Source organism: Streptomyces sp. NPDC015242, from assembly GCF_043079125.1.
Classification (GTDB): Bacteria; Actinomycetota; Actinomycetes; order Streptomycetales; family Streptomycetaceae; genus Streptomyces.
Genome location: NZ_JBIBUF010000009.1, coordinates 169,342 through 191,226 on the forward strand (window position 1 = coordinate 169,342; position 21,885 = coordinate 191,226).

The 21,885-nt window shown below is 74.1% G+C and carries 21 protein-coding genes and 1 pseudogene; 11 read left to right on the forward strand and 11 right to left on the reverse strand.

Features of this window, described 5'->3' with window-relative positions:
* The first annotated feature begins 53 nt into the window (after positions 1-53).
* Positions 54-1,946: an FUSC family protein gene (locus tag ACF07N_RS28810; RefSeq protein ID WP_383331688.1), complete on the forward strand. Its 1,893-nt coding sequence runs from the start codon at positions 54-56 to the stop codon at positions 1,944-1,946.
* A gap of 37 nt (positions 1,947-1,983) precedes the next feature.
* Here ACF07N_RS28810 and ACF07N_RS28815 read toward each other — a convergent pair whose 3' ends face one another.
* Positions 1,984-2,931 (reverse strand): endonuclease/exonuclease/phosphatase family protein, encoded by a 948-nt coding sequence (locus tag ACF07N_RS28815; RefSeq protein WP_392118344.1) that lies wholly within the window; start codon positions 2,929-2,931, stop codon positions 1,984-1,986.
* Between the two features lie 134 nt (positions 2,932-3,065).
* Here ACF07N_RS28815 and ACF07N_RS28820 point away from each other — a divergent pair, with 134 nt between their 5' ends.
* The 3 genes from ACF07N_RS28820 (at position 3,066) to ACF07N_RS28830 (ending at position 5,581) form a co-directional block, all read left to right on the forward strand.
* On the forward strand, positions 3,066-4,430 hold the full coding sequence (locus tag ACF07N_RS28820; RefSeq protein WP_392118347.1) for an amidohydrolase: 1,365 nt from the start codon (positions 3,066-3,068) through the stop codon (positions 4,428-4,430).
* A 120-nt stretch (positions 4,431-4,550) separates the two neighbouring features.
* Positions 4,551-5,240 carry a DUF899 domain-containing protein gene (locus ACF07N_RS28825; RefSeq protein WP_392118350.1) on the forward strand — a complete coding sequence of 230 codons (690 nt, stop codon included), beginning with the start codon at positions 4,551-4,553 and terminating at the stop codon, positions 5,238-5,240.
* A 158-nt stretch (positions 5,241-5,398) separates the two neighbouring features.
* On the forward strand, positions 5,399-5,581 hold the full coding sequence (locus tag ACF07N_RS28830) for a hypothetical protein (RefSeq protein ID WP_383331700.1): 183 nt from the start codon (positions 5,399-5,401) through the stop codon (positions 5,579-5,581).
* 33 nt (positions 5,582-5,614) lie between these two features.
* Here ACF07N_RS28830 and ACF07N_RS28835 read toward each other — a convergent pair whose 3' ends face one another.
* From ACF07N_RS28835 to ACF07N_RS28845, 3 genes are all read right to left on the reverse strand, one after another.
* Positions 5,615-7,600: an ABC transporter ATP-binding protein gene (locus ACF07N_RS28835; protein WP_392118353.1), complete on the reverse strand. Its 1,986-nt coding sequence runs from the start codon at positions 7,598-7,600 to the stop codon at positions 5,615-5,617.
* Positions 7,601-7,899: 299 nt separating this feature from the next.
* Complete coding sequence (locus ACF07N_RS28840) at positions 7,900-8,328, reverse strand: hypothetical protein (RefSeq protein ID WP_392118356.1); 429 nt, start codon at positions 8,326-8,328, stop codon at positions 7,900-7,902.
* Complete coding sequence (locus ACF07N_RS28845) at positions 8,325-9,173, reverse strand: ATP-binding protein (protein ID WP_392118359.1); 849 nt, start codon at positions 9,171-9,173, stop codon at positions 8,325-8,327. Before ACF07N_RS28845 ends, ACF07N_RS28840 begins: the two co-directional genes overlap by 4 nt.
* 252 nt (positions 9,174-9,425) lie before the next feature.
* Between ACF07N_RS28845 and ACF07N_RS28850 the strand changes: the two genes are divergently transcribed.
* The 3 genes from ACF07N_RS28850 to ACF07N_RS28860 all read left to right on the forward strand — a co-directional run bounded on the left by ACF07N_RS28850 (position 9,426) and on the right by ACF07N_RS28860 (position 11,489).
* Positions 9,426-10,286 carry a helix-turn-helix transcriptional regulator gene (locus tag ACF07N_RS28850; protein WP_383331712.1) on the forward strand — a complete coding sequence of 287 codons (861 nt, stop codon included), beginning with the start codon at positions 9,426-9,428 and terminating at the stop codon, positions 10,284-10,286.
* On the forward strand, positions 10,287-10,541 hold the full coding sequence (locus ACF07N_RS28855; protein ID WP_030246665.1) for a DUF397 domain-containing protein: 255 nt from the start codon (positions 10,287-10,289) through the stop codon (positions 10,539-10,541). It begins immediately after the preceding gene.
* 135 nt (positions 10,542-10,676) lie between these two features.
* Complete coding sequence (locus tag ACF07N_RS28860; protein ID WP_392118362.1) at positions 10,677-11,489, forward strand: SAM-dependent methyltransferase; 813 nt, start codon at positions 10,677-10,679, stop codon at positions 11,487-11,489.
* A 21-nt stretch (positions 11,490-11,510) separates the two neighbouring features.
* Here ACF07N_RS28860 and ACF07N_RS28865 read toward each other — a convergent pair whose 3' ends face one another.
* Positions 11,511-12,920 carry a PLP-dependent aminotransferase family protein gene (locus ACF07N_RS28865; protein WP_392118365.1) on the reverse strand — a complete coding sequence of 470 codons (1,410 nt, stop codon included), beginning with the start codon at positions 12,918-12,920 and terminating at the stop codon, positions 11,511-11,513.
* A gap of 47 nt (positions 12,921-12,967) precedes the next feature.
* Here ACF07N_RS28865 and ACF07N_RS28870 point away from each other — a divergent pair, with 47 nt between their 5' ends.
* Positions 12,968-13,453 carry a carboxymuconolactone decarboxylase family protein gene (locus ACF07N_RS28870; RefSeq protein WP_392118368.1) on the forward strand — a complete coding sequence of 162 codons (486 nt, stop codon included), beginning with the start codon at positions 12,968-12,970 and terminating at the stop codon, positions 13,451-13,453.
* Positions 13,454-13,477: 24 nt separating this feature from the next.
* On the opposite strand, the gene ACF07N_RS28875 is transcribed toward ACF07N_RS28870, so the two are convergent.
* The 3 genes and pseudogenes from ACF07N_RS28875 to ACF07N_RS28885 form a co-directional block, all read right to left on the reverse strand.
* Positions 13,478-14,968, reverse strand: a complete 1,491-nt coding sequence (locus ACF07N_RS28875; RefSeq protein ID WP_392118371.1) for a glutamate synthase subunit beta — start codon at positions 14,966-14,968, stop codon at positions 13,478-13,480.
* A 198-nt stretch (positions 14,969-15,166) separates the two neighbouring features.
* Entirely contained in the window at positions 15,167-15,646 is a 480-nt protein-coding gene (locus ACF07N_RS28880; protein ID WP_392118374.1) for a DUF1772 domain-containing protein, read from the reverse strand.
* A gap of 143 nt (positions 15,647-15,789) precedes the next feature.
* Positions 15,790-16,074 (reverse strand): annotated as a pseudogene (locus ACF07N_RS28885) (DUF2293 domain-containing protein); the annotation flags it as partial.
* A 77-nt stretch (positions 16,075-16,151) separates the two neighbouring features.
* Between ACF07N_RS28885 and ACF07N_RS28890 the strand changes: the two are divergent.
* Together ACF07N_RS28890 and ACF07N_RS28895 are read left to right on the forward strand one after the other, a co-directional pair.
* On the forward strand, positions 16,152-16,793 hold the full coding sequence (locus tag ACF07N_RS28890) for a uridine kinase (protein WP_392118377.1): 642 nt from the start codon (positions 16,152-16,154) through the stop codon (positions 16,791-16,793).
* Between the two features lie 236 nt (positions 16,794-17,029).
* Positions 17,030-17,458 carry a CBS domain-containing protein gene (locus tag ACF07N_RS28895; protein ID WP_383331736.1) on the forward strand — a complete coding sequence of 143 codons (429 nt, stop codon included), beginning with the start codon at positions 17,030-17,032 and terminating at the stop codon, positions 17,456-17,458.
* Between the two features lie 45 nt (positions 17,459-17,503).
* On the opposite strand, the gene ACF07N_RS28900 is transcribed toward ACF07N_RS28895, so the two are convergent.
* Positions 17,504-18,631: a magnesium and cobalt transport protein CorA gene (locus ACF07N_RS28900; protein ID WP_383331739.1), complete on the reverse strand. Its 1,128-nt coding sequence runs from the start codon at positions 18,629-18,631 to the stop codon at positions 17,504-17,506.
* 229 nt (positions 18,632-18,860) lie between these two features.
* Between ACF07N_RS28900 and ACF07N_RS28905 the strand changes: the two genes are divergently transcribed.
* A complete protein-coding gene (locus ACF07N_RS28905) occupies positions 18,861-19,652 on the forward strand; it encodes a methyltransferase domain-containing protein (RefSeq protein ID WP_392118381.1) in 792 nt (263 codons plus the stop codon).
* Between the two features lie 368 nt (positions 19,653-20,020).
* Here ACF07N_RS28905 and ACF07N_RS28910 read toward each other — a convergent pair whose 3' ends face one another.
* Together ACF07N_RS28910 and ACF07N_RS28915 are read right to left on the reverse strand one after the other, a co-directional pair.
* Complete coding sequence (locus ACF07N_RS28910; protein WP_392118788.1) at positions 20,021-20,962, reverse strand: carbohydrate kinase family protein; 942 nt, start codon at positions 20,960-20,962, stop codon at positions 20,021-20,023.
* Positions 20,947-21,855 (reverse strand): pseudouridine-5'-phosphate glycosidase, encoded by a 909-nt coding sequence (locus ACF07N_RS28915; protein ID WP_392118383.1) that lies wholly within the window; start codon positions 21,853-21,855, stop codon positions 20,947-20,949. Before ACF07N_RS28915 ends, ACF07N_RS28910 begins: the two co-directional genes overlap by 16 nt.
* Between the last annotated feature and the right edge of the window lie 30 nt (positions 21,856-21,885).

Consider the following 21,885-nt stretch of genomic DNA (forward strand, 5'->3'; position numbering starts at 1 on the left):
GCCACCGTCGCCCGAAGGCACACCCCCGCCTCCGACCGGACGACAGGAGCCCCGTGTCCCGCCGCCCCGCCCCGCACCTTCCGCCCTGGCTCGCGCACGCCCTGCGCGCACAGCGGGGCCCGGTGCCCTGGAGCGCGGTCACGCGGGGGGCCCTGTCGGCCGGGCCGCTGCTGCTCGCCGCCGTCGCGACCGGCCACACCACCCTCGGTGTCGTCGCCGCCATCGCCGCCATGCTCGCCGGGATCAACGACCGGCCCGGGAGCAGGCGGGCCTCGGTCAAGCGGCTCGGGGTGCCCGCGCTCGGCGGCGCCCTGGGGCTGGCCGCCGGCACGTACGCCGGGCAGGGGACGGGCCCGGTCGCGCTCACCGCGGTGTTCACGGTCGTCGGACTGGTCGCCGGGGGCATGAGCGCGGTGGGTCCGGTCGCGTCCGCCACCGGCACGCAGGTCCTCGTCGGTACCGCGGTCGGGGCCGGGATGCCCCTGCCCGAGCCGGGCTGGGAACGCGCGCTCGCCTTCCTCGCGGGCGCCGGGTGGCTGCTCGTGCTCCGGCTGGCACTGCCCACACCCGGATCGCTCGCCGGGGACTTCCGGTTCGACGGGGAGCGGCAAGCGGTCGCCGGGGTGTACGACGCCGTCGCCGACCTCCTCGACGCCGCCGGCGGGCCCGACGCCCTCCGCCGCCGGGCCGCGCTCACCGCCGCCCTCGACCAGGCCCAGGACGCCCTGGCCGGGCCCCGGTTGCGGCGGTACGCCTCCTCGTCCGCCGAGCGGCGGCTGCACGCCCAGTACGCCGCCGCCCTGCCCCTCGCCGAGGCCGCCACCGCCCTGGCCTGGGCCGGGGAGGGCGTGTCCGGGCGGGCTTCCGAAGGCCCCAGGCGACTCGCCGCCGCCGTGCGGGGCAACACCCACACCGGGCCCCTGCCCGCCCCCTCCCGCTCCGCGCCCGCCCTGCGCGCCCTCGACGACGCCCTGCTGCACGCCGCCGAGGTCTTCGACCAGGACAGGGGCGGAGACCTGCACACCCGGCCCCGCTCCACCGGGGACCGGCTGCGCGCCGCCCTCGGCGGCGCCGGGCGTGAGTACGGGCTGCGCGTCGCCCTCTGCTTCGGGGCCGGCGCGGCGGTCGCCCAGGCCCTGCACCAGAGCCGGTGGTACGGGCAGCACGAGCACTGGTACTGGCTGCCCGCCACCGCCGTGTTCCTCGTCAAGCCCGACCTGGGACCGCTGGCCTCCCGCGTGCTGAACCGGGCCGCCGGGACGGTGCTCGGCGCGCTCCTGTTCGCCGGGTTCGCCGCGGTTTTGCCCCGGCCCGAGGGGCTGATCGCGCTCGTGGCCCTCAGCGGCGCGCTGATCCCCGTGGCGACCCGGCACTTCGCCGCCCAGACGGCCGTCGTCACCGTCCTCGTCCTGGCCCTCGTCATGGTCGGCGGCGAACCGCAGGCCTCCGCCGGCCGGATCGGTGAGACGCTGCTGGCCTGCGCCATCGTGCTGATCGTCGGCCACCTGCCGATGCCCGGGCAGCGCGGCGGGGGAGTGCGGGCCCGGCTCGCCGCGGCGAGCGAGGCGGCGTACGCCTACCTCACCCATGTCCTCGACGAGTCCGGAGCACCGCGCATCGGGACCGCGGGCACCCCTTCCGATCACCGCGCCACCCGCTGGACCCTGCGCCGCGAGGCCTACCGCACGCTCGCCGAGGCCCGTACCGCCATCTCGCTCGCCGCCCACGAACTGCCCGCCCTCGCCCGGCACACCGAGGGCGCGGACGAGGTGGCCGGCCTCCTCGAACGGCTCGTCGACACGACGACCGCCTGCGCGGTGCACCTCGACGACACGGGCCGGATCGGGGACCGCCACCGGGAACGGCTGACCGCCGTCCTCACCGAACTCGCCGCACCGGCGGAACGCCTGGGCCTGCGCCCGCCCCGCACCACCCTCGCCGGGTAGCGCGCCCCCGGCGCACCGTAACCCCCAGGGCCCCTGATCAGCCGCCGATCCGTACCCACACCGGCGCGTGGTCCGACCCGGGCGCGCCCCGCCGCTCCGCCGGGTCGGGGCCGACCGACGGCAGCGGGTGCGGTCCCTCGCCGGGCAGGCCGGTGCCCGCGGCCGTCGCCCGGTGGACCAGGCGGTGGCTCAGCAGCACGTGGTCGATGAGTTCCCGCCGCCCCGCGTTGACGCGGGACCAGCGCTGCCCGGCCGGGATGAGCGGGGCCACGTCCCACAGGCGGGACGCGTCGCCCCGGTCCGGCCGGTCGTAGCCGGGCGTGCCGATCTCCGAGCCGGGCGGGCCGAGCAGGATCTGCGTGGTCGCGGCCTGCACCTCGTCGTTCAAATCGCCCAGTATCGCCACGTCCCTGCCCTGCCCGTCGCCGTCGAGCAACTCGTCCGCGAGGGTGCGCAGGGCCGTCGCCTCCGCCGCCCTGCGGTACAGCGCGTAGGCGCCGTAGCGGGCCCGTTCGCCCTCGTCGCGGGGGTGGAACCGGCCGCCCGGGTAGGTCAGCAGCTTCGACTTCAGATGGCAGACGGCCACTCGCAGGGGCTCGTCCCCGACCTCCACCGCCAGCACGCCGCGCCCGGCCGCCGTCACCGTCGCCCCGGCGTCGTCGACCTGCACGGGCCGCAGCTCCGCGGGGAAGCCGGTCGTGTCGGCCACCACCGTCAGCTCCGCACGGCTGAGGAAACCGACCCGTATGCCCCGGCCGTCCGGATGCGCGGACAGGGCGGTGTGCCAGCCGTCGTCGAGCATCCCCGCCAGGTCCTCCAGGGCCTCCGGGTCCCCGACCTCCTGCACCCCGAGCAGGTCCGGGTCGAGTTCCGTGATCACGGCGGCCAGGGCGGCGAGCTTCGCCCTGTACGCGGCCTCGTCGGGCGGGCCGAACGGGCCGCCGGGCCGGTAGAGGTTCTCCAGATTCCACGTGCCGAGGAGCATGCCGGGCTCCTTTCCGAAGCCGACAGGCGGGGTGACGAGGCCAGGGTGCTCGCCCGGCCCGCCCCGCGACAGAGCCGCGGCAGGATGTGCGGTTCGGCTCATACCGCCCTACGACCCCGTCGTACGTTGGCGTGATGACGCCTTCTGCCGCGGACAGTCCCGCCGAGCTCATCATCAGCGCATGTACGGTTCTCGTGCACGACGATCAAGAGCGGATCGGGTTCCGGGAGGACGCCGCGATCGTCGTGCGGAACGGCATCGTCGAAGCGGTCACCGGCACCGCGGCGGCCGCGGACCTGCCCGCCGCCGAGCGCCTCGACGCCCGTGGCCAGGTGGCCCTGCCGGGCCTGATCAACTGCCACACGCACGCGCCGATGGTCGCGCTGCGCGGCCTCGCCGAGGACCTGCCCACCGAGGAGTGGTTCAACGACGTCGTCTGGCCGGTGGAGTCCAACCTCACCGCCAGGGACGTCGAGCTGGGGGCGCGGCTCGCCTGCGCCGAGATGATCCGGGCGGGCGTCACCTGCTTCGCCGACCACTACTTCGCCATGGACGCGGTCGCGGACGTGGTCGCCGAGTGCGGCATGCGGGCGCTGCTGGGACAGGCCTACTTCTCCTCCCAGGGGCCCGAAGGCCGCGAGCAGTCCCTGGAGTTCGCACTGCGCCGGCGCGGCGCGGCGGGCGGGCGCATCACCACGGCCCTCGCGCCGCACGCCCCCTACACGGTCGGCGACACCGACCTCGCCGCCACCGCGGACCTCGCGCGCGAGCACGGTCTGCCGGTGCACCTGCACGCCGCCGAGAACCGCGCCCAGACCGAGGCCAGCCTCGCCCGCCACGGCGTCACCCCGATCGAGGTCCTGCGCCGCACCGGTCTCCTCGACACGGACCTGCTCCTCGCCCACGGCACCGGCATCACGGACCGCGACCTGCCGCTGCTGCAGCGGGCGGCCGGCCGTACGGCCGTCGCCAGCGCGCCCCGCGGGTACCTCAAGTTCGCCTGGCCCGACACCACGCCGGTGCGCGCCCTGCGCGACATCGGCGTCGACGTGGGACTCGCCACCGACGGCGCCGCCTCCAACAACTCCCTCGACGTGTGGGAGTCCATGGCCCTCACCTCCCTGGTGCAGAAGGCGGCCGAGGGCGATCCGCGCTGGCTGACCTCCCGCCAGGCCCTGCACCACGCCACCCTGCAGAGCGCCCGGGCCGTGGGCCTCGGCGACGACGTGGGCGGCATCGCGCCCGGCCGCAGGGCCGACATCATCCTGGTCGACCTGACGGGGCCGCACACCCGGCCGGTCCACGACCTCGCCGCCACCCTCGTGCACAGCGCCCGCTCCGCCGACGTGCGCACCACGATCGTCGACGGCCGGATCCTGATGCGGGACCGGGAGCTGCTGAGCATCGACGTGCCCGCGGTCGTAGGGGAGCTGGAGGAGCGGCTGCCCGCGCTCGTCGACCGCAGCCACGGCCGGCGCGTCCAGGAGTACGGCACCTGAGCCCGGGGTCGCCGGGAAGCCTCCCGGGAAACGTCCCCGGGGAATTTTCCCCGGGCGGCGATGAGTTCCGCCCCTCCCGCCGGTCACCACCCCGGACGGACCGTTGTCACAGGAGGGCCCATGTCGCTTCCGGAGATCGTCTCGCGCGAGCAGTGGCGCGCGGCGCGCGCGGAACTGCTGGTCAAGGAGAAGGCCGCCACCCGCGCGCGGGACGCGCTCAACGCCGAGCGGCGCCGCCTGCCCATGGTGGAGGTCGACGAGGAGTACGTCTTCGAGGGTGGTGACGGCAAGGCCACCCTGCTCGACCTGTTCCAGGGCCGGCACCAGCTCGTCGTCTACCACTTCATGTTCGCGCCCGAGTGGGAGGCCGGGTGCCGCAGCTGCTCCGCGTTCCTGGACCAAGTGGGGCATCTCGCTCATCTCGCGGCGCGCGGCACGTCGTTCGTGGCCGTCTCGCGAGCGCCGTACCCGAAGATCCTCCCCTTCAAGGCACGGATGGGCTGGCCGCTGCCCTGGTACTCGTCGTACGGCAGCGACTTCAACCGCGACTTCGACGTGACGCTCGAGCGCGACGGCGAACTCGTCGAGCGGCCCGGGCTGAGCTGCTTCCTGCGGGACCGCGACCGCGTGTTCCACACGTACTCGACGTACGAGCGCGGCCTCGACGGCCTCGGTTCGACCACCAGCCTGCTGGACCTCACCGCGCTGGGCCGGCAGGAGGAGTGGGAGGAGCCCAAGGGGCGCGCGTCGGCTCTTGGGGCGCCTGCGGGAAGTGAGCGCGTCCGGTATCACGACGAGTACGACGACTGATACGTACAGTGAGGAAATCAGCCAAGCGGCTGAGAATTCGCTCACACTTGACGGTGAACGCGTGTCAACTACGTCTCAGAACCGTCACTTCGCGAGCCGTTCACCCCATGGTTGGCGTTTAACTCTACGAGTACAGCGCGACATGGAGGTGCAGGGTGGTGAACGGGCGAACAGTGCTCGAGCGCTTTCCCGCGGGCGGGCCGCGAGGCTCCTGGCCGGCGGAGGAGTTCGCGCAGGCGCGGCGTCTGGAAGGCATGCCTGCCGAGGTCGTCATGGATCTGGCGTCGGACATGTTCCTGGTCATCGTGCGCAGCGGGGACGGCGCCGACGCCACCGCGTGACCCCCGCCGTGGGGCGCCGCGCGGCCGGTGCCCTCAGCCCGCCTTCGGGGCCGGCACCTCGGGGGCCGGCGCCTCGGGGGCCGGCACCTTCCTGGCCGGCGGCGGGGACGGGGCGAACTGTTCCGCCTGGAGCGCGTACAGCTCCGCGTACAGCCCGCCGGCCGCCAGCAACTCGTCCGGTGTCCCGGACTCCACGAGCCGCCCCTGGTCCAGGACGTGCACCAGATCCGCGTGGCGCACCGACGCCAGCCGGTGGGTGATCAGCACGACCGTCTGGCCGCTGTCGGCCAGGGCGCGGATCCGCTCGAAGACCTCCAGCTCGGCCCGGGCGTCCAGGGCCGCCGTCGGCTCGTCCACGATCAGGATGCGGCCCCTGCGATAGGCCGCCCGGGCGATGCCCAGCCGCTGCCACTGGCCGCCGGAGAGCTCGTGCCCGCCGGAGAAGTTGCGGGCCAGCAGCGTGTCCAGCCCGCGCGGCAGATCCGCGATCACGGGCTCCGCCCCGGCCTCGGCGACCGCCGCGGCCAGCCGCTCCTCGCTCACGGGCGCCGACGGCCGTCCCAGGGCGACGTTCACCCGCGCCGTGAACGGCCACCGCTTGAAGTCCTGCGCGACCATCGCGATCCGCTCCGCCAGCCGGTGCCGGTCGGCGGTCGCCGCGTCCACGTCGTCCCACAGGATCCGTCCACGCTCCGGCGTGTAGAGCCCGGCGAGCAGCTTGACCAGGGTCGTCTTGCCGGAGCCGTTCTCCCCGACCAGCGCCACGATCCGGCCCAGCGGCAGGCTGAGCGTGATGTCGTCGAGGGCGGGGCGCGCCGAGTCGCCCGGGTAACGGAAGGTGACGTTCTCGAAGCGGATCTCGCGCGGGTCCTCCGGCAGCGCGTGGCCGCCCGGCGGGATCGCCCGCTCGGCCGCCTCCGCGTACAGCCGGTGCAGGTCACCGACGAAGAGCGCCTCCTCGTGCAGCGCGTTGACCTCCACCACGAGCGTGTCCAGGCTCTGCGAGCCGGTGCGGATGGCGATCACGGCGGTGCCCGCCACCGACAGGGCCATCGCCCCGGCGAGCAGCATCCACCCGAGCGTGGCGTACGTCGCGACGGTGGCCAGGCCGGTCCAGGCCGCCGCGATCAGGCCGGTGCGGGCGGCGAGCCGGGCGAGCCGGGCCTGCTCGGCCTCCGCCGTCTCCGACATCGCGCGGAAGTGCCGCAGCAGGAACGCGCCCACCCCGTGCACCCGGATCTCGGGTGCCGCCTCGGGTTCGATGAGCAGGTTGCCGAGCAGCCGGCCGGCCCGGGCGTGCTGCACCCAGGCGTGGAAGGACTCGTAGCGCCGCCGGGCCACGGTCAGCGCGCTCCAGGCGCTCGGCAGCACCATCGTGACCAGCAGCGGCAGCAGGGCCGGGTGCAGCACGGTCAGCACGCCGGCGGCGGCGACCAGCGAGATCATCGCGTTGATCACGCGCGTCCCGTACGAGATCATCCGGCGGGCCGAGGCCGCCCCGTACTGGGCGGTGTCCAGCAGCTTGTGGAAGGCGTGGTCCTCGATGGCGGCCAGTTCCACGGCCGCGGCCCGCTCCAGGTACCGCTCGGTCGCCACCCGCTCCACCTTCGGCTCCAGCCGCCCGGTGGCGTATGTGCTCGCGGCCCGCAGCAGGGCCGCCAGCAGCATCACGACGGCCACCGTGACCAGCGCGGGGACGGCGCCGCCCAGCCGGTCCTCGATGGGGCCGCCGCCCATCAGACGGGCCAGCACGCTGTTGACCGCGAGCAGGCTCACCGCCTGCGCCACGCCCCGGCCCGCCTCGGCGGCCAGCACGATCCGCGCGGCGCCCGGGTCGGCCTGCCGCGCGAGCCGGAGGCTGGACGCCAGCAGGGACGGGAGCCGGGTGATCATGGCGCGGAAGTTCAGTTCGAGGAACGCGTCGGCGTGCTGGTTCCAGCCCATGTCGTAGCGGAGCGGCCCGCCGAAGAGCAGCCGCTCCGACTCGGACACCTCCGGCGCGGTCCGCTTCTTCGCCACCGTCGACCGACCTCCCCGCTCGCCGCCGCCCGGGTCCGCCCCGGCTCGTGAGCGGCCACTATCGCGGGGGCGGGGTCCACCGGGGCAGGGCGCAGCCCGGGGCGCCGGATGCGCGCGGGCGCACGACAGGACGCGGCCGGGCCCGGGACGGCGCGGGGGTGGCCCGGGGCGGCGGCTGGTGTGCGGGTGGGTGGGGTGGGGGGCGCGGCGGCCCCTGCGGTGGGGATGCCGGCCCCGGCGGTGGGGTGCCGGCCCCGGCGGTGGGGATGCCGGCCTCGGCGGCGCGCTCCCGGCCGGGTCTACGCGCTGACCGGCCGCGACCAGGCCGGCGCCGTCCCCGTCACGCGGCACAGGGTCAGGTACAGGGGAATCGGCGGGGTGTACGGAAGGGTGCCGTCCGGCCGGTGGATCAGGGCGGGCGGCTGCGGGACGTCCGGCACGACGGCGCCGGTGACGTACCGGGCGGGCGCCGGCCACTCCAGGGCGTGGTCGGAGTCCGACGGCACCAGCCACCACCAGTGCGCGGCGTCGGCGTAGACGCAGCCGACACGGGGCAGCCGCGGCATGATCAGCCGGCCGTAGCCGGCGGGGACGGCCACCGCGTCGCAGCCCAGCGGGGTGGTCATGCCCTCGGGCACGGGCAGGCGCAGGACCGGTTGCGCAGCGCGCTGCGCACGCCGGAGACGGGCCAGGGTGTCCAGGTGCAGGACCCGGCCGCCGGGCCTCATGCCGGCCCCCGTTCCCGGCGTCGTTCCTGCGGGGGGACCTCCGCGGCGGACGCGGCCGGGTGCATCCGGTGCCGGGCCTCGTGCGCTGCTCGTCGTTGTGCCTCACGCGGCGCCTGGTGCGGCGTCCGCCGGGTGTCCTCGTCGTCGCCCTGGTCGTCGGACGGGACGCGTTTCGGGCGGGCGCCCCAGCCGAGGTCGCTGCGGGGCGTGTCCTGGTCCGCGGCAGTGGGGCGACCGGCGGAGCCGGAGCGGTCCGCGGCGGGCGAGTCGCCCTCCGGCGTGCGCGGGGCGCCGGGCTCGGGGTCGTCCAGGATGCCGTCCCAGTCCGCGTCGTTCCAGGCCGCGGCGGGGTCGTGCGCGGTGTCCGATGTGCGGGGCAGCTCCGCCCAGACCAGCAGCCCGGGCCCGTGCTCATGGGCACCCCAGGCGTGGCAGAGGGCGTCGACGAGGAGCAGTCCCCTCCCGTGCTCCTCCTCGGGCCGGGTCCGGCTGGCGGCGTGGGGCTGGCCCGGGGCGCAGCCCTCGTCCCGCACGGCTATCCGCACCAGGTCGTCGCCGTCGTGCAGCTCGCACACTATGTGGGTGCTCGCCGTGTGCACGATGGCGTTGGTGACCAGCTCGGACACGACCAGGGCCGCGCTGTCGCACGTGTCCTCGCACACCGACCAGCCGTTCAGCCGGGCCCGCGTCAGGCGTCTGGCCTGTGCGGGAGAGCCCGGGTGTGCGGCCAGCTCGAAACGGAACCGGCGCTCGGCAGCCGCCCCGAGGGGGTCTGCTCCCGCGGCGGCGCCGAGCCCGAGCGGGCCTGCGGCGGCTTCTGTTCCTAAGGGCGCGGACGGAATCACGCTTGCCACTATCGCCCCGCCGTGAACACTTGGCAAGTGTCACTCTGAAAATTGCAGAGTGCGGTGTGACGGTCTGGAACGGCGTGGCACACTGCTCGCAACAGCACCCCGCGCGGCGCCAGTTGAGATCGTCGAAGGTTCGTTCGAAACCTGTGTTCGGACCAGCTTTTCGAATAGGTCTTCGAATGGCGCCGCCGGGCTGTCAGCGTTTCTCTGTGGCCGGCTCGTCAGAACTCTTCGTGGAGGTGGAGCGTGAGTGAACCGCGGTCCGCGCCGACGGTCGGCCAGGTCGTTCTCGGCCGGCGCCTGTTGGACCTGCGGGAACGCGCGGGGATGAAGCGCGAGGAGGCCGCCCGCATCCTGCGCGTCGCCCCCGCCACGGTCCGCCGTATGGAGATGGCCGAGGTCGGGCTCAAGATCCCGTACCTGCAGCTGCTCCTCAAGGCCTACGGGATTTCCGACGAGGAGGCCGAGGCCTTCGTCCAGCTGGCCGAGGAGGCGAACAAGCCCGGCTGGTGGCAGCGGTTCCACGACATCCTGCCCGGCTGGTTCTCGATGTACGTGAGCCTGGAGGGCGCGGCCGGCGTCATCCGCAGTTACGAGCCCCATTTCGTCCCCGGGCTGCTGCAGACCGAGGACTACGCGCGCGGCGTGCTCCGCTCGGGCGCCATCGGGCAGACCCGGCCCGAGGACATCGAGCGCCATGTCGCCCTGCGCATGCAGCGCCAGACCCTCCTCACCCGCGAGGACGCGCCCCGGCTGTGGGTCGTCATGGACGAGACCGCGCTGCGGCGCCCCGTCGGTGGTCCGGAGGTGATGCGCGCCCAGATCGACCGGCTGCTGGAGGCGACCGCGATGCCCAACGTGACGCTGCAGATCGCCCCGTTCGCGGCCGGGCCGCACCCGGGCACGTACGGACCGTTCGTGCTGTTCCGATTCGCCATGCCCGAACTGCCGGACATGGTCTACAGCGAGTACCTGACCGGCGCGGTCTACCTGGACGCGCGCGCCGAGGTGGCGACCCATCTCGAGGTCATGGACCGCATGGCGGCGCAGGCCGCCACGGCACATCGCACGAAGGAGATCCTCCGGGATCTCCGCAAGGAGCTGTAAATGGATCGCATCAAGCCGCGCAAACACGTCTACAACGGCATGCCCGCGCGCGACTTGGGCAGCGAAGGCTGGCACAAGCCGTGGAGCGGCGGAAACGGAGGCAACTGCCTTGAGGCGATGAAGCTCGCCGACGGCCGGATCGCCGTCCGCCAGTCCACCGACCCGGACGGGCCGGCGCTGATCTACACCACCGCCGAGATGACGGCCTTCATCGAGGGGGCGAAGGCGGGAGAGGCGGATTTCCTGTTGTCCTGACCGTGCTCGCCGTTGCTCACGCTCGACCTCTGTCCGCTGATGCCGAACCGCTGATGTTCAATCGCTGATGTTCAATCGCTGATGCTGAATCGCTGGTGCTGAAGTGACCACCCTCTGTGTCTTATGGAGTGCCTCATGACCGGGCAGGACCCCACGTCGGCCGTCCGAATCGACACCACCCGACCCCATCCCGCGCGAATGTACGACTGGTACCTGGGCGGCAAGGACAACTACCCGGTCGACGAGGAGATGGGCCGCCAGATGCTCACCCTCGACCCGAGGGTGCCGGTGATGGCCCGCGTCAACCGCGCCTTCATGCACCGGACCACCCGCTGGCTGGCGCGGAACGGCGTACGGCAGTTCCTGGACATCGGTACCGGCATACCGACCGAGCCGAACCTCCACCAGGTCGCCCAGGACGTCGTCCCCGACGCCCGGGTCGTCTACTGCGACAACGACCCCATCGTGCTCGCCCACGCGGCCGCCCTGCTGCGGGGCACGGACGAGGGGGTGACCGAGTACCTCCAGGCCGACGTGCGCGATCCGGACGCCATCCTGGAAGGCGCGCGGAAGGTCCTGGACTTCTCCGAGCCGGTCGCCCTGTCGCTCATCGCGCTGCTGCACTTCGTCTCCGACGAGGACGGCGCGCACGACCTCGTCGGCCGGCTGCTCGCCGCGCTGCCCTCCGGCAGCTACCTGGTCATGACCCACGCGACCTCCGACTTCACCCCGGAGGAGTCCGAGGCAGCGACCGCGAAGATGCGTGCCGCCGGTGTCACCCTGGCCCTGCGCTCCCGCGCGGAGTTCACCCGCTTCTTCGACGGACTCGACCTCGTCGAGCCCGGCGTCGAGGTACCGCACCGCTGGCACCCCGAGCTGGGCGAGCCGGTGCCCGGCCAGGACGACGGGGTGATCCCGGGGTACGGGGCGGTGGCCCGCAAGCCGTAAGCCCCGTCCGTCGCGGGCCGGTCAGGGCGGCGGCAGTGCACCGCACAGCGCCTCCAGGGCCGGCCCGTAGGCGTGCTCGGAGGGGGTCGCGTACCCCACGACGAGCCCGTCGCCCGCCGGCATGTCCGTCTGCGGGTGCCGGAACGCGGCGAGGCCGTCGAGGGCGATGCCCCGCCAGGCGGCGGCCTTGACCGCGGACGCCTCGCTGCCGGGCGGCAGCCGCAGCACCGCGTGCAGCCCGGCGGCGACGCCGCTGACCTCGATGTGCGGCGCGTGCGCGGCGAGCGCCGCGACCAGCCGGTCCCGGCGCCCGCGGTAGCGCTGCCGCATCCGCCGCACGTGCCGGTCGTACGCACCCGACGCGACGAAGTCCGCCAGGCACAGCTGGTCGAGGACGCTCGCCCAGGCCTCCCGTTCGCCCTTGGCCGCCAGCACGGCGTCGACGTACCGCTCCGGCAGCACCATCCAGCCCAGGCGCACCGCCGGGGACAGGCTCTTGCTCACCGAGCCGAGGTGGATCACCCGCTCGGGGTCGAGCCCCTGGACGGCGCCGACCGGCTTGCGGTCGTAGCGGAACTCCCCGTCGTAGTCGTCCTCCAGCACCAGTCCGTCCGGCGCGCGGGCCCAGTCGAGCACGGCGGTCCGGCGCGCCGGGTGCAGGGGGCCGCCGGTCGGGAACTGGTGCGCCGGCGTCAGCAACACCGCCCGCTCGCGCCCCAACCGGTCCACCCGCGCGCCGTGCTCGTCGAGGGGGAGCGGCACCGTCCGCACCCCGGCGGCGGCGAGCACCTCCCGGTGGAACCCGAGCCCGTACGCCTCCACCGCCAGCGGTCCGCGCAGCACGCCCCCGCCGAACAGCAGCCGCAGCGCGTGCGCGAAACCGGAGCAGATCACGATCCTGCCCGGCTCGGTCCGGACGCCACGCGCGCGGGCGAGGTACTCGGTCAGCGCCTCCCGCAGTTCGGCCCGGCCCGCCGGGTCCCCCGGTCCGAACACCTCGCTGGGCGCCTGCTGGAGAGCCCGCCGGTAGGAGGCCAGCCAGGCCGTGCGCGGGAAGGCCGAGGCGTCCGGGCTGCCCTGCCGAAGGTCGTGCCGGGGGCCCGCGTGGACGAGGGCCCGCCTGGGCACGCGGGCGGCCGGCCGCAGCGGTGCGGCGCGCTCCGCGACCCGCGTCCCCGAGCCCTGCCGGGCGGTCAGCCAGCCCTCCGCGACGAGCTCGGCGTACGCGTCCGCCACCGTGTTGCGGGCCACCCCGAGGTCCGCGGCGAGCGACCTGTACGGCGGCAGCCGCGTCCCCGGAGCCAGGCGCCCGCTGCGGACGGCCTCCCGCAGGGCCCGGATCAGCGCCGCACGCCGCCCGCCCGGTCCGCTCAGCTCCAGATGCAGGTCGGCCCCGATCCGCTCCGCCGTATTGACCCACGAATCCGCCACGGAAGTGCACCCTACCGTGGGTCTTTCACCTCCGTAGGTTGAACGGCATGACGACGAACACGAGCACCTACGGCACCCCCCTGCAGGCACCCCGGCTGGAGTTCGCCAAGGCCGCCCCGAAGGCCTTCCGGGCCCTGATCGCCCTCGACGCCGCCTCCCGCGAGGGACTCGACCCGGCCCTCGTGGAACTCATCCAGATCCGCGCCTCCCACCTCAACCACTGCGCGTACTGCCTCCACATGCACACCAACGACGCCCGCAAGGCCGGCGAGAGCGAGGACCGGCTGCACATGGTCGCCGTGTGGCGCGAGGCCCGGCACTTCTTCACCGAGCGGGAGCAGGCGGCCCTCGCCCTCACGGAGGCGGTGACCCGGGTCGCCGACGCGGGTGTCCCCGACGACGTCTACGCCGAGGCCGCCGCGCGGTTCGACGAGCGGGAACTCGCCCAGGTGCTCGCGCTCATCCTCACCATCAACACCTGGAACCGGGTGGCACTGTCCACGGCGAAGGTCGCGGGCACGGACGAGCGCTGAGCGGTCAGGGGCTGGGGACGGTGGTCACACGGCCATCGGCCGGTCGTACGGTCCGATCGGCGCCGGCAGCGCCGAGCTGCCCGTCAGATGACGGTCCACGGCGGCCGCAACCGCCCGTCCCTCGGCGATCGCCCAGACGATGAGCGACTGTCCCCGGGCGGCGTCGCCCGCGGCGAAGACACCCGGCACGTTCGTCGCGAACCCGGCGTCGCGCGCGATCGTGCCCCGAGGCTCAAGATGCAGCCCCAGCTGGTCGACGAGCCCGTCCCGCCGGTCCGGCCCGGAGAAGCCGAGCGCGAGCAGCACGAGGTCGGCCGGGAGCGTCCGCCCGGTGCCGGCCACCGGGCGGCGCCGCTCGTCCACCTCCACCAGGTGCAGCGAACGGACGTGCCCGTCCGCGTCTCCGTCGAACCGCAGCGTGGACGCCGCGAACAGCCGCGCGTCCGCGTCCGAGACCGGGGCGGTCCGCAGGTCACGGGCCTCCTCGTGCGCGGCGGACAGCCGGTAGACCCGCATGGGGTAGGTCGGCCAGGGCTCGACGTCCTCGTTCCGCTCCGCGTCCGGCAGGGCGTAGATGTCCAGCTGTGTGACGGACGCGGCCCCCTCGCGGACCGCCGTGCCCAGGCAGTCCGCGCCGGTGTCGCCGCCGCCGACGATGACGACGTGGCGTCCCGCCGCCGACAGCGGAGACGTCTCCAGATCGCCCTCGCCGACCCGGTTGGACAAGGGCAGGTACTCCATCGCCTGATGAACACCCGTCAGCTCGCGCCCCGGCACCGGAAGTTCCCGCCAGGCCGTCGCGCCCGTCGCGATCACCACCGCGTCGTAGCGGCCGCGCAGTTCCTCGGCTCCGATGTCCCGCCCGACCACCGTCGACGTGCGGAACTTCGTCCCCTCGGCCCGCATCTGCTCCAGCCGCCGCTCCAGATGGTGCTTCTCCATCTTGAACGCGGGGATGCCGTAGCGCATCAGACCGCCGAGCCGGTCGTCCCGTTCGTACACCGCGACCGTGTGCCCGGCCCGGGTCAGCTGCTGGGCGGCGGCCAGCCCGGTCGGCCCCGAACCGATCACCGCGACCGTCCTGCCCGACAGCCGGTCCGGCGGCCGGGGCGGTGCGAAGCCCTCCTCCCAGGCCCGGTCGGCGATCGCGCACTCGACGTTCTTGATGGTCACGGCCGGCTGGTTGATCGCCAGCACACACCCCGCCTCGCACGGCGCTGGGCACAACCGGCCGGTGAACTCCGGGAAGTTGTTCGTGGCGTGCAGCCGGTCCGCCGCCGCCCGCCAGTCCTCCCGGGACACCAGGTCGTTCCACTCCGGGATCAGGTTCCCCAGCGGGCAGGCGTCGTGGCAGAAGGGGATGCCGCAGTCCATGCAGCGACCGGCCTGCTTGCTGATGATCGGCAGCAGCGCCCCCGGGACGTAGACCTCGTCCCAGTCCCGCACCCGCTCCTCGACCGGCCTGCGCGGCCAGTCCTGGCGGGGCGTGGTCAGGAAACCCTTGGGATCGGCCATGGCCGTCTTCCTTGCGTGCGCGGGTGACAGGCCGTGCGTCGTCGGGCGGCACTCCTGTCGCCACGATACGTCCGCCTCCTCACCCGCGCCTGTCACCGTGGAGGCGGGCGAGCGGCGCGGAGCTGGGGGGAGGGGGAGGGGACGCATGCGAGCGGCGCAGAGCAGCGGGGGGACGAGTGGGCTGAGCAGGGGCGGATATCAGGTGAGCGCCAGGACGTAGGCCAGGGCCGCCCCGGCGGAGGCGACGGTGCGGACGTGATTCCACCTCGTCCACTCGCGCACGTACACCGGCCAGTACGCGGCAGCCTCCGACGTACCCGGCCGCAGCCGGGCCAGCGCCTCGTTGCGCGGCACGTTGGCGACCATCGTGAGCCCGAACGAGCCGAACAGGTACAGCGCGCTGCCCACCAGCAGTTCCACCGCCCCCCGGTCCGGCCACAGCACGAACGTCACCACGGCTGTCACCGCGCACAGCACGGCCGAGCCCAGGAACACGGCCATGAAGGGCGGGGTCACCGCCGCCCCGTTGATCGCCTGCATCGCGGCGACCCCCTGCGCGGGCGGCAACGTGGCCAGGCCCCGCATGACGAACGTGGAGAAACCGCAGAACACCCCGGCCACCAGGCCCGTCCCGAGCACACCCAGCACCGTCAGCCAGAAGTACGGTCCGTCGATCATGTCAGCCTCTCCCGCCCGCCGAGCCGGTATCCCGCCCGGCGTCCTCCCGCCCGGCATCCGTCGGCACCACCAGTGAAATCCCGTACGGAACCGGTGACCATGGCCGAGCGCCGCGGGCGCATGCGCGAACGTCCACGCGTCCGTCACCCCGCGGCACCGAGCCCCGCCTGTTCCCACTCCCTCAGCACCGCCTCCACCAGGGGTGTGATCCGCCGCCGCGCCTCGTGCCGCGGCACGCCGCTCATCAGCAGCCGGTCGTACGGCGTGTCCAGATGCCGTACGGACGCCACGACCGCCGAGAGGACCGCCCTCTCGGTCAGCGCCCGCCCCGCCGCGCTGCGGCCCACCCGCCCGCTGCCCCGCTCCGAGGCGTGCGCGGCGATGGCCCGTGCCCGGCCGTGCGGGCACCCCGGAAGCAGCCGGAGTATCCCGGGCGGCAGCGGGCACCGCGCGTGCCGGCACGGGCCGGAGGCCGCGCGGACGTCGTGCCGCGGCCTGGCGCATCATGGGCCGTGTGCGACTCGAAGCGATCACCTGGGACCGGCTCGGCGACCTGCTCGCCGAGCGCCTGCTCGATGTGAAGCCCGCCGACGGCAGTCCCTGGCCGCGCATCGCGTTCGACGGCGCCCCGGCCGCCCGGCCCGGCGACCTCGCCCAGCGCGTCTCCGAGGCACTGCGCGTCCGCGGCCGCTCCTCGCTGGTCGTCGGCACGGAGGGCTTCCTGCGCCCCGCTTCCGTCCGGCTGGAACACGGCCACCGGGACGAGGAGGCGTACTACAGCGGCTGGTACGACACCGGCGCCCTGTGGCGGGAGGTGTTCGGCCCGCTCGAAGCCGGCGGCGACGGCCGTGTCCTGCCGGACCTCTGGGACCCGGCCGCCGACCGGGCCACGCGCAGTCCCTATGTGCAGCTCCCGCCCGAAGGGCTGCTTCTGCTCCACGGTCCGTTCCTCCTCCGGCACTGGTTCCCTTTCGATCTGAGCGTCCACGTCCTGCTCTCCCCGGGCGCCCTGCGCCGTCGCACTCCCGAGGACGAGCACTGGACCCTGCCGGCCTTCGCACGCTATGAACGGGAGACCGACCCGGCGGCCACGGCGGACGTACTGGTCCGGGCCGACGACCCGCGCCATCCCGCCTGGAGCGGCTGAGACGGCCGATGCGCCGGAGCGACTGCGGTAGTGGCGGTAGCCGGGAAAACCGCGGCGGCTCCGGCGGCGTCGGCGGATCGGCGGCGCCGGTGGCTCCGGCGGCTCTGACGGATCGGCGGCTGAAGGGCGGTCCGCCTTCGTGTGCGGGGGTTCGGTGGCGCGGCGAGAATGAAGGACGCCGGGACTCGCGGTGCGTCCCCGCACCGCGCCGGCCGTCCGGCACAGGGAGGTACTTCATGACCACCGCCGGAGACATCATGCACCGCGGCGTCCAGTGGATACCCGCCCACGAGACCCTCGACCGCGCCGCCCAGCTCATGCGCGAGCTGAACGTCGGCGCCCTGCCCATCAGCGACGAGAACGAGCGGCTCTGCGGCATCCTCACCGACCGGGACATCGTCGTCGGCTGCGTCGCCATGGGACACGACCCCGCCCGGGTCACCGCCGGGGACATGGCCAAGGGCACGCCCCGCTGGATCGACGCGGACGCCGATGTCGGCGAGGTGCTCCGGGAGATGCGTGAGCACCGGATCCGCCGCCTGCCCGTGATCCGGGACAAGCGCCTGGTCGGCATGATCAGCGAAGCGGACCTGGTCAGGCACCTGGCCGACGACCAGATCGCGGCCTGGGCCGGCAGCGTCTACGCCCGCACCACCACGGCCTGACGCCGCCCCGGCCCGATCCCGCGCCTCCGGTGGGTCACGGCCCGCTCAGAGCCAACCGCTGCGCCGGAACATCCGGTACAGGGACACGCACGCGACGGATATGACGCCGATGACCATGCCGTAGCCGTACCTCCAGTGCAGCTCCGGCATGTGGTCGAAGTTCATGCCGTACACCCCGCACACCATCGTCGGCACGGCGATGATCGCGGCCCACGCCGTGATCTTCCGCATGTCCTCGTTCTGCGCGACCGTGACCTGCGCGAGGTGCGCCTGCAGGATGGAGTTGAGGAGTTCGTCGAAGGCGGCGATCTGCTCCTTCGCCCGCAGCAGGTGGTCCGAGACGTCACGGAAGTACGCCTGTATTTCCGGGTCGACCGCGCGGATCGGCCGGGTGGCGAGATCCTCCAGCGGACGGCTGAGCGGCACCACCGCCCGCTTCAGTTCGAGCAGTTCGCGTTTGAGCTGGTAGATGCGGCCCGGGTCGGCCCGCGCGCCGTCGGCCGCGAACACGTCCGTCTCCACCTGGTCGATGTCCAGCTGCACCGAGTCCGTGACCGTCAGATAGTCGTCGACCACATGGTCCGCGATGGCGTGCAGCACCGCGGAGGGGCCCTTGGCGAGCTGCTGGGGGTCGGACTCCAGCTCCTCGCGCAGCGGGCCCAGCGAGCCGTGCCGGCCGTGCCGCACCGTGATCACGAAGTCGTGGCCGACGAACACCATGATCTCGCCCGTGTTCACCACCTCACTGGTGGCCGTCAGTTCCTCGTGCTCGACGTAACAGACCGTCTTGAACACCGCGAAGAGCGTCTCGCCGTAGCGCTCCAGCTTGGGCCGTTGGTGGGCCTCTACCGCGTCCTCCACGGCCAGCGGGTGCAGGTCGAACAGCTCGGCGATGCCCGCGAACTCCTGGTCCGTCGGCTCGTGCAGGCCGAGCCAGACGAAGCCCTCCCGGCTCTTGCGCACCCGCTCCACGACCTCCACCAGATCGCCGCGTGCGGAGGTGCGGACGCCGTCCCGGTACGTCACGCAGTTGACCACCGAGGAGCCCAGCGGGGACCGGGCCGGGTGGCTCAGGTCGACGCGCGGGCGTCGCCGGGCCAGCCGAGCCACCTTGCGCAGGCCGTCGACCCCGCCGAGGCTCGTGACCTTCCGCAGATTCCCTGCCATGGACATCCCGATCTCCTTGCGTGGAACTCCTCGCGCCGTCCCTGCGCCCTGGCTCGCCAGTCTGCCAGGGCGCAGTGAGCTGCGGGTAAGCCTGTGGAAACGGCCCGTTCCGCTTGGTTCCCGGCTGTGGACGGACGAGGCACGGGCGCTGACGCCCCGACACATCGCCCGGTCTGCCCCTTCCTCGGGAGCGTCGGCCGTTCCTCGCAAGTGGGACAAATGGGATGATCGCGGTATGACGCGAACCGATGGGAACCTCCTCGACACCCGGCAGACCGGGGCGGCCGAGCACTTCAGCGCCTTCGCCGCCCTCTTCGACCCGACGACGTTCCGCCATCTCGAAGCCCTCGGCGTCGGATCCGGGTGGCGCTGCTGGGAGGTCGGAGCCGGCACGACCGTGGTGTCCTGGCTGGCCAAGAAGGTCGGCCCCACCGGACGCGTCGTGGCGACCGACACGGACACCGCACGGCTGGCCTGCGCGGCCCGGCCACCCGTCGAGGTGCGTCTGCACCAACTCGGGTCGCAGGAGCCGCCCGGAGAGGGCTTCGACCTGGTGCACGCGCGCCTCGCCCTCGTCCACGTGACCGACCGGGAGCAGGCGTTGCGGTCCATGGTCAGGGCCCTGCGCCCCGGCGGCCGTCTCCTGGTCGAGGACGCCGATCCCACCCTGCAGCCCCTGCTGTGCCCCGACGAGCACGGGCCCGAGCAGCAGCTCGCGAACCGGTTGCGGAGCGGTTTCCGCACCCTGCTCGCCGACCGCGGCACCGAACTGCCCAGCGGCCGCGCCCTGCCACGCCTGCTGCGGGAGGCCGGCCTGACCCGCGTCCACGCCGACGCCTACTTCCCTCTCACCTCGCCGGCCTGCGCGGCCCTGGAGTCCGTGACGATCCGCCAGGTCCGCGACCAGATGGTCACCGCGGGCCTCGCGACGGACGAGGACATCGACCGGCATCTCGCGAACGTGACGTCCGGCGCCTTGGATCTGACGACCGCGCCGATGATCTCGGCGTGGGGCCGGAAGGGGTGAGCCTGGGGACAGAAGGTGCCGGCCCCGGAAACGGAAGGCACCAGCCTCGGGGACGGAAGGTGCGAGTCCCGGGGACGGAAGGTGCGAGTCCCGGGAACCGAAGGCGCCAGCCAACCGAAGGCGCGGCGCGTGGGCCGCGACGGCCGGGCGGCCGAAGCCCGAGCGACGGGGCCGGGTGGCCCAAGCCGGCGAGGGCGGGCTCCCGCCCGCGCACGGCCACCCGCACGGCCACCCGCGTCGGGCGGCGCGCACGGCCACCCGCACGGCCACCCGCGTTGGGCGGCGCGCACGGCCACCCGTGCTGGGCGGCGCGCACGGCCACCCGCTGACGCCAGTCGCCCTCGCGACGGGAGCCGCCTGCTCCGCCGTCACTCCGGCAGAGGCGGCCGCCCGCCCACTCGCTCCACCGCCCGCGCACCCGCCCGGCAGCCCTCCGCCGCCGCGTCCTCCGGCTCGGCGCCCGCGAGCAGCGCGGCGAGGAAAGCGCCCGTGAACGCGTCGCCGGCCCCTGTGGTGTCCCGCGGCCTCGCGGGTACGGCGGGAACGCGGGCGCACACCTGCCCTGCGCGCGCCACGAGTGCCCCCTCGCGCCCCTGCTTGACGATCACCAGCGGCACTCGCAGGCTCAGCTCGGCCGCCGCACCGGCCGCATCGGTGAGCCCTGTCAGGAGGCACGCCTCGTCCCGGCTGGGCAGCAGCACGTCCACGCCTTCGACCAGACCGAGGAACCGCTGCGCGCCGAGCTCCGCCAGAAAACCGGCCGAGGCCGGGTCCAGACTCACCGGCACCCCACGCGCGCGTGCCGCCTCCAGAGCCACGGTCACCAGCGCCCGACTCGGCTCCGAGAACAGGAGATAACCCGACAGGTGCAGCCGGGCGACGCCGTCGAGCAGCGCGTCCGACCAGTCGGCGGGTTCGAGCCGCAGCGACGCGCCGCTGTCGGTGAGGAACGTCCGCTCGGCCGAAGCGCTCTCGTCCACCAGGCAGATCACGGTCCCGGTCGGCGCCTGCGGATCGACGACGAGCCGCGGGCGCACGCCCCCGGCCGCCAGCTCCCGCTCGTGCCAGGCAGCCGCCTCCACCCCGACACGCCCGAGCAGCCGCACGTCCGCGGCACCTTCGTACGCCGCCCAGCACGCCACGTTCGCGCCCGCCCCGCCCGGGACCGTACGGATGGCGGCGGCCGTGTCCGTACCGGCGGCGAGCGGCCCCCGATGCCGAGCGACGACATCGGTGACCACGTCCCCGACGACGAGCAGCGCCCCCACGCCGCCTCTCTCGTCCCCGCCGCCGCTCACCCCCGGGCCCAGGCCGCCGCGATCCGTGCCGCCAAGCGGACGTTGCCGCGAACGGCCGCCAGATTGGCGCTCAGGGAGGCACCGTCGGTGTGCCGCACCAAGTAGTCGAGCAGGAACGGCGTGACCGCCTGGCCCGTGATCCCCTCCGCCTCGCACGCGTGCAGCGCGTCCGCGAGCACGCGCGCGTGCAGGTCCGGATCGAGCTGTTCCTCCTCGCGGACGGGGTTCGCGACGATCAGCGCCGACTCGGGACCGCCCAGCGTGTCCTGGGCCCGCATGACCTCCGCCACCTGCTCCGGCGTCCCCAGCGTCCAGTCCACGGGATGCCCCGAGTCGGACAGGTAGAACCCGGGGAACCGGTCGGTGCCGTACCCGGCCACCGCGACCCCGAGCGTCTCCAGCCGCTGCAGGGTCGCCGGCACGTCCAGGATCGACTTCACCCCGGCGCACACCACCGTGATCCGCGTCCGGGCGAGCAGGCCCAGGTCGGCCGACTCGTCCTGGGTCACCGTCCACTCCCGGTGCACCCCGCCGAGCCCGCCGGTCGCGAACACCCGGACGCCGGCCAGCGCCGCCAGCAGCGCGGTCGCGGACACCGTGGTCGCCCCGCTCGCGCCGGACGCCACCGCGAGGGGCAGGTCGCGATGGCCCAGCTTGCGGATGCCGTCCTCGTTCGCGACCCGCTCCAGCTGCTCCTTGTCCAGCCCGACCCGGGGCCGCCCGTCGAGCACGGCGATCGTCGCGGGTACCGCGCCCTCCTGCCGCACGGCCGTCTCCAGCTCCAGCGCCACCTGCAGGTTGCGGGGCCGCGGCAGCCCGTGGGCGATGATCGTGGACTCCAGCGCCACCACGGGCCGACCCGCGTCGAGCGCCTCCCGCACCTCTTCGGACACCACCAGCACCACGCGCCTGCCTCCCGTCAGCCGGCCAGTCGG

Bases quoted from the DNA above. Each gene is read 5' to 3' on its own strand.
- ACF07N_RS28815 (WP_392118344.1), bottom strand. From the start codon at position 2,931: ATGCTCCTCGGCACGTGGAATCTGGAGAACCTCTACCGGCCCGGCGGC.
- ACF07N_RS28820 (WP_392118347.1), top strand. From the start codon at position 3,066: ATGACGCCTTCTGCCGCGGACAGTCCCGCCGAGCTCATCATCAGCGCA.
- ACF07N_RS28825 (WP_392118350.1), top strand. From the start codon at position 4,551: ATGTCGCTTCCGGAGATCGTCTCGCGCGAGCAGTGGCGCGCGGCGCGC.
- ACF07N_RS28840 (WP_392118356.1), bottom strand. From the start codon at position 8,328: ATGAGGCCCGGCGGCCGGGTCCTGCACCTGGACACCCTGGCCCGTCTC.
- ACF07N_RS28855 (WP_030246665.1), top strand. From the start codon at position 10,287: ATGGATCGCATCAAGCCGCGCAAACACGTCTACAACGGCATGCCCGCG.
- ACF07N_RS28860 (WP_392118362.1), top strand. From the start codon at position 10,677: ATGACCGGGCAGGACCCCACGTCGGCCGTCCGAATCGACACCACCCGA.
- ACF07N_RS28870 (WP_392118368.1), top strand. From the start codon at position 12,968: ATGACGACGAACACGAGCACCTACGGCACCCCCCTGCAGGCACCCCGG.
- ACF07N_RS28875 (WP_392118371.1), bottom strand. From the start codon at position 14,968: ATGGCCGATCCCAAGGGTTTCCTGACCACGCCCCGCCAGGACTGGCCG.
- ACF07N_RS28880 (WP_392118374.1), bottom strand. From the start codon at position 15,646: ATGATCGACGGACCGTACTTCTGGCTGACGGTGCTGGGTGTGCTCGGG.
- ACF07N_RS28890 (WP_392118377.1), top strand. From the start codon at position 16,152: ATGGGCCGTGTGCGACTCGAAGCGATCACCTGGGACCGGCTCGGCGAC.
- ACF07N_RS28895 (WP_383331736.1), top strand. From the start codon at position 17,030: ATGACCACCGCCGGAGACATCATGCACCGCGGCGTCCAGTGGATACCC.
- ACF07N_RS28900 (WP_383331739.1), bottom strand. From the start codon at position 18,631: ATGTCCATGGCAGGGAATCTGCGGAAGGTCACGAGCCTCGGCGGGGTC.
- ACF07N_RS28905 (WP_392118381.1), top strand. From the start codon at position 18,861: ATGACGCGAACCGATGGGAACCTCCTCGACACCCGGCAGACCGGGGCG.